The sequence below is a fragment of the Dietzia timorensis genome, from assembly GCF_020742175.1.
Lineage (GTDB): Bacteria > Actinomycetota > Actinomycetes > Mycobacteriales > Mycobacteriaceae > Dietzia > Dietzia timorensis_A.
On the sequence record NZ_DYXM01000150.1, the window covers coordinates 1 to 9920 of the forward strand.

9 protein-coding genes and 1 rRNA gene are annotated in these 9920 nt (G+C 64.9%); all 10 read right to left on the reverse strand.

All coding sequences use genetic code 11. The features are described from left to right. On the reverse strand, positions 1–446 hold a 446-nt coding region (locus K8V11_RS08235), incomplete at its 3' end, for an NUDIX domain-containing protein (protein WP_303912604.1). Positions 447–464: 18 nt separating this feature from the next. Continuing rightward, positions 465–2225, reverse strand: coding sequence for a CTP synthase (locus tag K8V11_RS08240; protein WP_303912607.1), 1761 nt, complete (start codon positions 2223–2225; stop codon positions 465–467). 179 nt (positions 2226–2404) lie between these two features. Beyond that, positions 2405–3580 carry a putative cytokinetic ring protein SteA gene (steA, locus tag K8V11_RS08245; protein WP_303912610.1) on the reverse strand — a complete coding sequence of 392 codons (1176 nt, stop codon included), beginning with the start codon at positions 3578–3580 and terminating at the stop codon, positions 2405–2407. A 161-nt stretch (positions 3581–3741) separates the two neighbouring features. Continuing rightward, positions 3742–5469, reverse strand: a complete 1728-nt coding sequence (gene recN / locus K8V11_RS08250; RefSeq protein ID WP_303912613.1) for a DNA repair protein RecN — start codon at positions 5467–5469, stop codon at positions 3742–3744. A gap of 13 nt (positions 5470–5482) precedes the next feature. Further along, positions 5483–6496 carry an NAD kinase gene (locus tag K8V11_RS08255; RefSeq protein WP_303912615.1) on the reverse strand — a complete coding sequence of 338 codons (1014 nt, stop codon included), beginning with the start codon at positions 6494–6496 and terminating at the stop codon, positions 5483–5485. 31 nt (positions 6497–6527) lie between these two features. Further along, entirely contained in the window at positions 6528–7376 is an 849-nt protein-coding gene (locus K8V11_RS08260) for a TlyA family RNA methyltransferase (RefSeq protein WP_303912627.1), read from the reverse strand. Between the two features lie 28 nt (positions 7377–7404). After that, a complete protein-coding gene (locus tag K8V11_RS08265; protein ID WP_303912619.1) occupies positions 7405–7716 on the reverse strand; it encodes a hypothetical protein in 312 nt (103 codons plus the stop codon). Continuing rightward, the gene (locus tag K8V11_RS08270; protein WP_303912621.1) at positions 7713–8537 is read right to left on the reverse strand and encodes an HAD-IIA family hydrolase; all 825 of its coding nucleotides are present in this window, start codon (positions 8535–8537) and stop codon (positions 7713–7715) included. The genes K8V11_RS08265 and K8V11_RS08270 overlap by 4 nt, the downstream gene beginning before the upstream one ends. 83 nt (positions 8538–8620) lie before the next feature. Continuing rightward, positions 8621–9181, reverse strand: a complete 561-nt coding sequence (locus tag K8V11_RS08275) for a hypothetical protein (protein ID WP_303912624.1) — start codon at positions 9179–9181, stop codon at positions 8621–8623. A gap of 615 nt (positions 9182–9796) precedes the next feature. Next, positions 9797–9913, reverse strand: a 5S ribosomal RNA gene (rrf, locus tag K8V11_RS08280). Between the last annotated feature and the right edge of the window lie 7 nt (positions 9914–9920).

A 9920-nucleotide genomic window follows, 5' to 3' on the forward strand; every position in this document is an offset into this window, starting at 1 on the left:
TCGATTTCCGCTTCCTCGTGCTCCCGAATCTGCTTCGGCGTCTCCGCAAGATCGGTTGCGAGAAACACCTGCACTATTTCCGTAGAGAAGCCGGGGCTCGTCGCGAGGGTGACGAGGGGCTCGAGCCGCCCGGCCCGCAGGCTCGCCTCTTCCTCGAGCTCGCGCGCGGCGGTGTCTCGCGGATCCTCACCGGCGACGTCACGCAAACCTGCCGGTACCTCCCACAGGCGTTCACCCATGGGATGCCGGTATTGACGGATGAGACACACCTCGTCCGCGGCGTTCACGGCGACGATCCCGACGCCACCCATGTGCTCGACGACCTCACGCCTGGCGGTCTCGCCGCCGGGCATCACCACGGTGTCCATGCGCACCGAAGCGACGATTCCGTCGTAGGCACGTTCGGAACCGGTCACTTCGTAGGTGCGAACACGTGAACCATCCATGGGCGGGAATCTCCTCCCCTACTCCTCGGCGGCGTCGGCGCTTGCATTCTCCGCCTCCGCGGCGGCCGGCTTCGCCTGGCCGGAATTCTCGCGCCACGGCTCCACGGGAAGGGCGAGTTCGTTGCCGTACGAGAGCGCAGCCTCGACGAACGCGGCGAACAGCGGGTGCGGGCGCGTCGGACGCGACTTGTACTCGGGGTGTGCCTGGGTGGCGACGAGGAACGGGTGCTCCGAGCGCGGGTACTCGACGAATTCGACGAGGTGGCCATCCGGCGACGTGCCGGAGAACTGCAGTCCCGACTTGGCGATGGTGTCGCGGTAGGCGTTATTCACCTCATAACGGTGGCGGTGGCGTTCGGTCACCTCGGTGCTGCCGTACGCGTCGGCGACAATCGAGCCGCGGGTCAGCGAGGCCGGGTAGGAGCCCAGGCGCATCGTGCCGCCGAGGTCCGCGTCCCCCGACACCGCGTCGAGCTGGTCGGCCATCGTGGAGATCACCGCATCGGTGGTGTCCGGGTCGAACTCGGTCGACGAGGCGCCTTCGAGACCGGCCGAACGGGCGGCCTCGATCACGACACACTGCAGACCCAGGCAGAGCCCGAGGAGCGGCAGCTTGTGACGGCGCGCGTACCGGATTGCGCCCACCTTGCCCTCGATGCCGCGGATGCCGAAGCCGCCGGGCACGCAGATGCCGTCGACACCGTCGAGCGCCTCCCGGGCGCCCTCCTCGGTCTCGCAGCGATCCGACTCGACCCACCGGATCTCGACCCTCGCCTGGTTCGCGAACCCGCCCGCGCGCAAGGCCTCCGTCACCGAAAGGTAGGCGTCGGGAAGGTCGATGTACTTGCCGACAAGCGCGATCGTCGCCTCCTCGCGAGGATTGTGCACCCGGTCGAGCAGCCCGCCCCACACGGTCCAATCGACGTCGCGGAACGGCAGGTTGAGCTTGCGCACGACGTGCGTGTCGAGGTGCTCGCGGAAGAGAACCTTCGGGATGTCGTAGATGCTCGGGGCATCCGGAGTGGAGACCACGCCCTCGATGTCGACGTCGCACATCAGCGCGATCTTGTTCTTCACCCCGTCCGGCACATCGCGGTCACAGCGCAGGATCAGGCCGTCGGGAACGATACCGATCGAACGAAGCGCCGATACCGAGTGCTGGGTCGGCTTGGTTTTGAGCTCGCCCGAAGGTGCGAGGAACGGCACGAGCGAGACGTGAAGGAAGAAAATGTTCTCGCGACCGACGTCATGGCGTACCTGGCGTGCGGCCTCGAGGAACGGCTGGGACTCGATATCGCCGACGGTGCCGCCGATCTCGGTGATCACCACGTCCGGGGTCTGCCCCTCGGAGTCGGGTTGGTTCATCGCGAGGATACGGCTCTTGATCTCGTCGGTGATGTGCGGAATGACCTGAACGGTGTCGCCGAGGTACTCGCCGCGGCGTTCCTTCGCTATTACCGAGGAGTACACCTGCCCGGTGGTCACGTTCGCGCCGCCGGTGAGGTTCCGGTCGAGGAATCGTTCGTAGTGTCCGAGGTCGAGGTCGGTTTCTGCGCCGTCCTCGGTGACGAACACCTCGCCGTGCTGGAACGGATTCATCGTGCCCGGATCGACGTTGAGGTACGGATCGAGCTTCTGCATCGTGACGCGAAGACCGCGGGCGGTGAGGAGTGCCCCGAGGCTCGAGGCCGTCAGGCCCTTACCCAAGGAGGACGCAACGCCGCCTGTAACGAAAATGTGCTTGGCGCTCTGCCGGGATCCGGCGCGATTTACAGACAATGTGACTCCCCGTGTCTAGGCATTCAGGCGGCCGGTAGAACCGGCGACTTCGGACGTGCTTCCCACGGGGCTTCAGAATATCACGCGCCGCCCGCCGCTTCTCAAACGAAGCAACGGGCGGCGCGTCGGATTCATCTCTCGCCGTCGGGTCGAGCTTCGCTCCACCCGACTCTACGGACTTACTCGAACAGTCCCTGCACCCACATCGCGAAGGTGTTCCACTGCTCCACCAACCAGGAGATGACGGCGGTGGTCTGATCCTGGTAGATCAGCGCCGCGGCCACGACAGCGAGGACGACGAGCACGAGCATGGCGAGCACGAGTGCGCCGCCACGGCTGCGGTACAGGCTCGAGCAAGCATGCGCGGGGACGAGCTTGTCGCGCACGACCATGTTCACCACCGAGGTCGACGGGGACATCCCGTCCTCGGCGTATTGCTCGGCCAGTCCGGCGGTTTCCCCGGCGGTCACGATCATCGCGGCATCGCCGTGGTGCGCAAGCAGCACCGCGAGGTCGCGCGCGGGAGCCGCAGCGGGGAATGTCATCGCTCCGACCTCGAGGGCCGTGATGCGCTCGATGCTCGGGCATTGCCCGTCGCGGTCGGCCGCGAGCACGATCTCGCCCGCGTCGCGGAGCACGTTGTCGTTCATCACGCGCGCGTCGCCGACGACGATATCGGCGCGGATACCGGCCTCGCGGAGCACATTCGCGCCCGCGTCGACTCCGATCATGATCGGGCGGTATTCGCGGATGAACGGCTTGAGGTCCGAGAGCTCCTTCGCCGAGCCTGGGCCGTCGGAAACGATGACCACGTGCTGGTCGGCGAAGTCGACGCGCAGCTGCGGCATACCATCGCCGTCGAGCAGCAACGAGTGCTCGACGTGGAGGAATTCGACGGCGTCGGCGTAGTGAGACAGCGCCGAGTCCACGAGCGCAGTTTCTGCGTCGGCGTTGGAGTCCATGAGCGCCGAGGCGTCGGAATCGAGGCCTGTGGCGAGCTCGTGTTCGCCGAGCCACAACGTGCCTTCGTCGATCCGGACCTTGTCGCCGTCCTTGAGGCGAACGACATCATCCGCGGTCACGCCGGAGAGCACGGGCACTCCGGCGCTCGCGAGAATGCGATATGCGGCGCGCGGGGTGCGCGCTGCGGATTTGGCGACATTGACAACGTAGGCGGGCGAGGAATCGACGATTGTCGTCGCGTCGTCCGCGGAGAGCTCGTCGAGCGAGACGAAAACGATGTCCTTGTCGGACATGCGCCGCGGCAGCACGTCCCCTTTGCGGGGAACACGCGCGGTACCTGCGACACCGGTGAGTTCTGGATTACGGCGAGAGAGAAGCCCTGACATCTTCATGGCAATGACTATGCCTGAAGTAAAGGTTTAGACTTGCACGACTCGCCGTGTCGCATGAGGTTGTACGCAACAAAAATTACACACGTGTCATTCGGGGTCCGAAATTGCGCCAGTGACAAACCGCGACACTTGTGACTCAGGTGATTAAGACCCCGCCGGTGTCATCGGCTGTCCCCCTGCGCCTTGTCCAACAAATCCTTCGCATGCGCGAGTCCCGAGTCCGAATCGTCCATGCCGGCGAGCATGCGTGCGAGCTCGCGTACGCGCTCCTCCCCCTCGACGGCCTCGACGCCGGAGATGATCGACGAAGCCCCCGAGCTCTTGCGCACCACTAGGTGCGTGTCGGCGAATGCGGCGACCTGCGCCAGGTGCGTGACGGCGAGTACCTGGTGATTCTCTGCAAGCATGGCGAGCCGCTTCCCGATCGAAAGCGCGGCCTTGCCGCCGACTCCCGCGTCGACCTCGTCGAACACGAGCGTGCCCCCGGAGGTGTTGCCTGCAAGCACGACCTCGAGCGCGAGCATCACGCGCGAGAGCTCGCCACCCGAGGCGCCCTTTTCCAGCGGGACCGCCCCAGCTGCGCCGGAGAGCAGCATTCGCACCGAGTCAAGGCCCACCTCTGTCGGTACGACACCGCCGATTTCGGGGCCCGAGCTCGCAGGTTCCACTCGGACCTCGAGCTTCGCCCCTCCCATCGACAGCTCGGCCAACTCGCCGCTCACGGCCTTCGCCAGCTTCGTTGCGGCCTTCTTACGGGCCGCGGTGAGCTCGCGCCCGACCGCGACGATCTCCTCCCGCAGCCGCTTCACCTCGCCCTTGAGCGCATTCATCGCCTCGTCGGAGGTGTCGAGACCGTCGAGCTTGCGCCGCGCGGAGTCCGCCCACGCCAGCACGCCATCGATATCCTCGCCGTACTTGCGCGTCAGACCCTTCAAGGCATGACGTCGGGCAAGCGCGTTCTCGAGCGAGTCCGCGTCCACATCGAGCTGGGACAGGAAGCCGCCGAGTTCGTTGCCCACATCAGAGAGCGTCACCACGGCCTCGGCCATCTGCTCGGACAGCGAGATCAGCTCGGGGTCCTCGGTCGCGCGCAGCGCCATCGACAACTGGTCGAGCTGGGAGCCGATGGCGGGTACCGAGGCCGCCTCGTCCCCCTCGGTGAGCGCGACATGCGCGCTCGACGCGGCGAGTCGCAGCTCCTCGGAGTCGGTAAGCCTGCGGATTTGCGTATCGAGGTCGGCATCCTCGCCGGGCTGCGGGTCGAGATCCTCGATCTCGCCGAGCCCCATGCGCAGCATGTCCGCTTCCTGCGCCATTTCCCGCGCCGAGGCGTTGCGGCGTGCGAGGTCCTTTTCCGCGGTTTTCCACTCGGCGTATACGGCGCGGTATTTCTTCAGCGCCTTCTCTGTGGCCGCGCCCCCATAGGTGTCCACGGCATCGCGCTGTTTCTCCGGCTGTAGGAGCCGCAGCTGGTCGTTCTGTCCGTGGACTGCGAGCAGCGGGCTGCAGAACCGCCCGAGGGTTCCGACCGGTACCGAGCGGCCGGCGAGGTACCCGCGGGATCGCCCGTCCTGGGACACGCGTCTCGAGGCGATCACCGAACCGTCTTCGTCGGTCTCGCCGTCGATTTCGTCCACGACGGCCGCGGACGTCTGGCGGTCGCTTCCGGCGACGTCACCAAGCGCGAAACGTCCCTCGACGAACGCGCGATCGGCTCCCTTGCGCACCCTGGAGGCGTCCGCGCGCGAGCCCGTGAGCAACCGCAACCCGGTGACCACCATCGTCTTTCCGGCGCCGGTTTCGCCGGTCAGTACCGAAAGCCCCGGGGAGAATTCGGCAACGGCGCGGTCGATGACGCCTAGTCCGCTGATCGAAAGTTCTGTGAGCACGCGTTCCAGACTATTAGAGTCCCGGGGGTCGTGGGGTATCCGTCCGCCCGCGCCAGCCTGTCACCGGCAGCTGAAACTTGCTCACCAGGCGGTCGGTGAAGGGTTCATCGTCCAAACGCACCCACTTGACGTCGCGGGATCCGGCCGCCACCTCCACGCGTGCGCCCTCGGGGACCGACAGCGACCTGCGTCCGTCGAACGAGGCGAGGCAGCGCTGAGACTTCGTCCCGATCTCGATGGCCACGTGGCTCGACGGGGATATCACGAGCGGCCGCGCGAACAACGCGTGGGCGTTGTTGGGTACGACCATCATCGCGTCGAGCTCCGGCCACACGATCGGCCCGCCGGCGCTGAATGCGTACGCGGTCGAGCCGGTCGGCGTCGATACCATCACGCCGTCGCAGCCGTAATCGCTCACCGGACGCCCATCGACCTCGACGGTCGCCTCGAGCACGCCCTGCCGTTCGATCTTCTCGATGCTCACCTCGTTGAGAGCCCAGTTCGTTCCGATGAGCTCCGCCCCGAGGTACACGGTCGCCTCGACCGTCATCCGGTTGACCACGTGGTAGTCGCGGTCGACGATCTGGCGCACGACCGCCGGCAAAGAAGCGACCTCGGACTCGGCGAGGAAACCAACATGCCCGAGGTTGACGCCGAGCACCGGCACATTTGCCGCCCGCGCATACTCCGATGCTCGAAGGAACGTGCCGTCGCCGCCGATGACGAGCACCAGCTCGCACCCCTCGGCAGCAGCCAGCGTCGACCCGACGATCTCGATTTCGTGTCCGTCGAGAATCGCGGACCCCGCGTCCCCCACCGACACTCCTGGTGCAGGGCGCTGGGTGATCTCCGCACCACGCAGAGCGAGAACGGTCGCCTCAACCATCCTCACGACCACGTTTTGCCGCAAGCACTCTTCGACGACATGAGTGACGGCGGCCGCGCTCGCCTCCCTGGTGATGTTCGCCTCGACCAGGATTCGGCGCTGCGCTGACGGCGAGCCATCCGTTTCGCTATGCGTCGTCACGGCGTTCGCTCCGTTGTCTTGCTCATCGTGGCTAGGGTCCTTCCGTCACGGCGCGGGAAATCAGGTCCCTCGGGCTGGGCAGGGTCGAGGGCATTTCGTGTGGCGCCGGTTCCACAGTAATTGTTTCGAGTTCGGCGGGGCGATGGAGCCAAAGAAAGTATTCGACATTTCCGCTGGGCCCGGGGAGCGGGCTCGCGACACAGCCCTTCACGTTCAGTCCGAGTGACTCGCTGTATCGCGCGACGTGTTCGACTGCGGCACCACGGAGCTCGTCCGATCGGACGACGCCGCCGCTACCCAGCCGGTCCTTCCCCACCTCGAACTGCGGTTTGATCATGGGCAGGATGTCACCGCCGGGCCTGGCGCACTTTGCCAGCGCCGCCATGACAAGTGGCAACGAGATGAACGACAGGTCCGAGACGACAAGGTCGACGTGGCCGCCGATGAGTTCTGGGGTCAACGTGCGCACGTTCGTCTTGTCGAAAACCTCGACCCGGGGATCGTTTTGAATTCGCCAGACGAGTTGGCCGTATCCCACATCGGCGGCGACAACCTGCTTCGCTCCTCGCTTGAGGAGCACGTCGGTAAAGCCACCCGTCGATGCGCCCGCATCCAAGCACCGCGCGCCATCCACAGGTACGAGGTTTCCTCCCTCGTCCTTACCGAATTCATCGAGGGCGCCGACGAGCTTATGCGCGCCACGTGATGCCCACTGCTGGGTGTTCTCCCGAACCGCGATCGACGCGTCGGGCGCCACCTGTGTCGCGGGCTTCTCAGCCCGAACGCCGGCCACCACCACGGCACCTTCGGCGATCAGTTGTCTGGCGCGTTCACGGGAGTCGACGATCTTTCTCCGAACGAGTTCGGAGTCGAGTCGCATTCTATTGGGACGAGCCACGTGTGATCGCCTACTTCCGTCCCGAGTCGAGCGAGGCGAGCGCGTCCGCGAGTGCGTCGTGAGCCGCGTTTAGCGCTTCTAGCTGTTCGGCGGTGACCTCTACAAGCTCCTCTCCGCGGAGCTCATCGGCGGCGTCTGCGTCGGTGGGATCTTCGCCTCCCGCAGAGGAAGGAGCGTCCACGGTGACGAGCGCGCCGTCAGCCAACGCCTCATCGAGCAGATCCTCGACATGTTCACGCAGTTTGGCGAGATCGATGCCCGTCCCTGGCATGGAGCCCGGGTCGGGACGGTTTGTGTCCGCGGGTTCGGTTTCGGAGGTCACGAGTCAACTTCTCCCTTGTATTCGCTGACCGAGAGGGTCAGTGATTCCAACCCGGGAGCGACGAACGTCGGGCGGGAGACGGCGTCCGAGCGCAGCGCCTGGTCTTCGGCAGAGACACCGGTAAGCACCATTAGCGAGTCCATCTGGGCCGCGCATGCCCCCGCGATGTCGGTATCGAGTCGATCTCCGATCACCAGCGGTCGTTTCGATCCGATGCCTTGCGCGGCGCGAATCAAGATCTCGGCTCCGGGCTTGCCGGCGACCTCGGGTTGTTTATCCGTGGTGACTTCCATCGCCTTAACGAAAGCGCCATTGCCGGGAAGCAGCCCGCGTTCTGTCGGCAGTGTGGTGTCGGTGTTGGAGGCAATCCACCGCGCACCGGCACGAATCGCGAGTGCGCCTTCGGCGAGGTCAGCCCATGTCAGTTCCTTACTGAGGCCTTGAAACACAACTTCGGGCCCATCGTCGGCGCTCGTGACTACCTGGAAACCGGCTTCTCGGACGAGGTCCGTGAACGCAGGTGCCCCGACGACCAAAGCCTTCGTGCCTTCTGCCAGGGAATCTTTAGCGATTGCTACAGCTGCTTGCGAGCTCGTCATGACCTGATCGCTTGTGGCCGAGAACCCCAACGAAGAAAGCAACTTCGCGACGTCGCCGGGCGATTTGCTCGCATTATTTGTCACGTATGACACCGGCAGGTCTAAAGCAGAAAGCGCTTCTGGCGCACCTGGGATGGCGATCGTTCCCCGAATGAGCGTGCCGTCGAGGTCAAGCAGCAAACCGTCGTAGAACGAGTGGAGTGGAGACGAGTCTGCTGGCACAAACGCTGGGCCTATCGCTCGAGCGGCGATCTGTGATTGGGCGTTCACGTGCAGGTACTTCCTTTCCCGATTACGGGGAGCGCCTAGGACAGGTTGTCGAGCCGTTCTTGTGCATCCGTTGCCTCTTCGTCGGCTGCCAACGAGGATTCGAACCATACGCGTGCCTCGCCGGTGCGCTCAGCTGCAGCGAGAACGTCTGCGTAGGCGTATGCCACACGTGCGGCCTGTTCGCCCTTTCCGTCCTTGGACAGCCCTGCGTCCTCGAGAGTCACAAGAGCCGCGTCGATCTGTTCAAGATCCAGTCGCGCACCGGCCTCAACGATTTTCAGTTCGACCAGGTCCTCCTCGTCGAGTTGCTGCGCCTCTTCGCTGCGGGCAAGTTCGATCGCCCGTTCCGGACGGCCCAAGCCGCGTTCAGCGTCGGCCATGAGAGAAAGAAGGCCAGGGCCACCCTGGAGCCGGCGTGCTGCTCGAAGCTCCGAGAGGGTTTCCGCCCATTCGCCGCAACTGTATGCGATGACCCCGAGCATCTCTCGAACGACGCCGATTCGGCCTGCACGAGCCTTCGCCGCGCGGCCGTGCCGCAGTGCGAGCTTCGGGTTCTCTTCGAGCGCCCACATTGCAGCCACAAGGTGGCGTGCCACCGCGTCAGCGTTCTCCTTGTTCAGAGTGCGTAAATCGCGACGAATCTCGGGCTCGAGGTCCTGCGGGGTGATATCTTCCGGGATTTCTGGAGCATCAACACGATTGTGCGAGGAAGCACGATCGGAGTCTGCCGAGCGGCGATCCCTGGGACTGCCCTGTCTACGGTCGTCGGGGCGTCCCCGGCGTTCCCCACGACGATCATTTCGGCCGCCTGTGTATGCGCCCTTTGCGCGGCCGGGCCGGCGTTCGCCTGAACCAGCGTCTTCGCGGGGGCTTCGGCGCACTCCCTCGGCCGAGGCGTCGGAAGAGCGATAGTTTCTGCCGCGGCTTTCGCCAAAGGAAGAGTTATTTCTATTGCGGTCACCGCGCCTGGGTACGTCCCTGCCGCTGTGTGGCGCTCGGTTCGAGCCTTCATTTCCGAAATTACTCACTCGGGTTTCTCTCCCTTTTTCGCGATAAGTGCGCCACCGAACTACGACCCCTATGAAGTTCAAAGCGACGGCTTGAGTCTATCTCCTAGTAGCGAAGGAACGGCACAATGGCCGGCACCTACACATGAAAAAACCTGGTTCCCGAACCGCTAAGTGCGGTCGGGAACCAGGTAATCAATTTTAGTTCGGCGGTGTCCTACTCTCCCACAACCTCGCGGTTGCAGTACCATGGGCGCTGGCAGGCTTAGCTTCCGGGTTCGGAATGGGACCGGGCGTTTCCCTGCCGCTATAGCCACCGAAACACGGT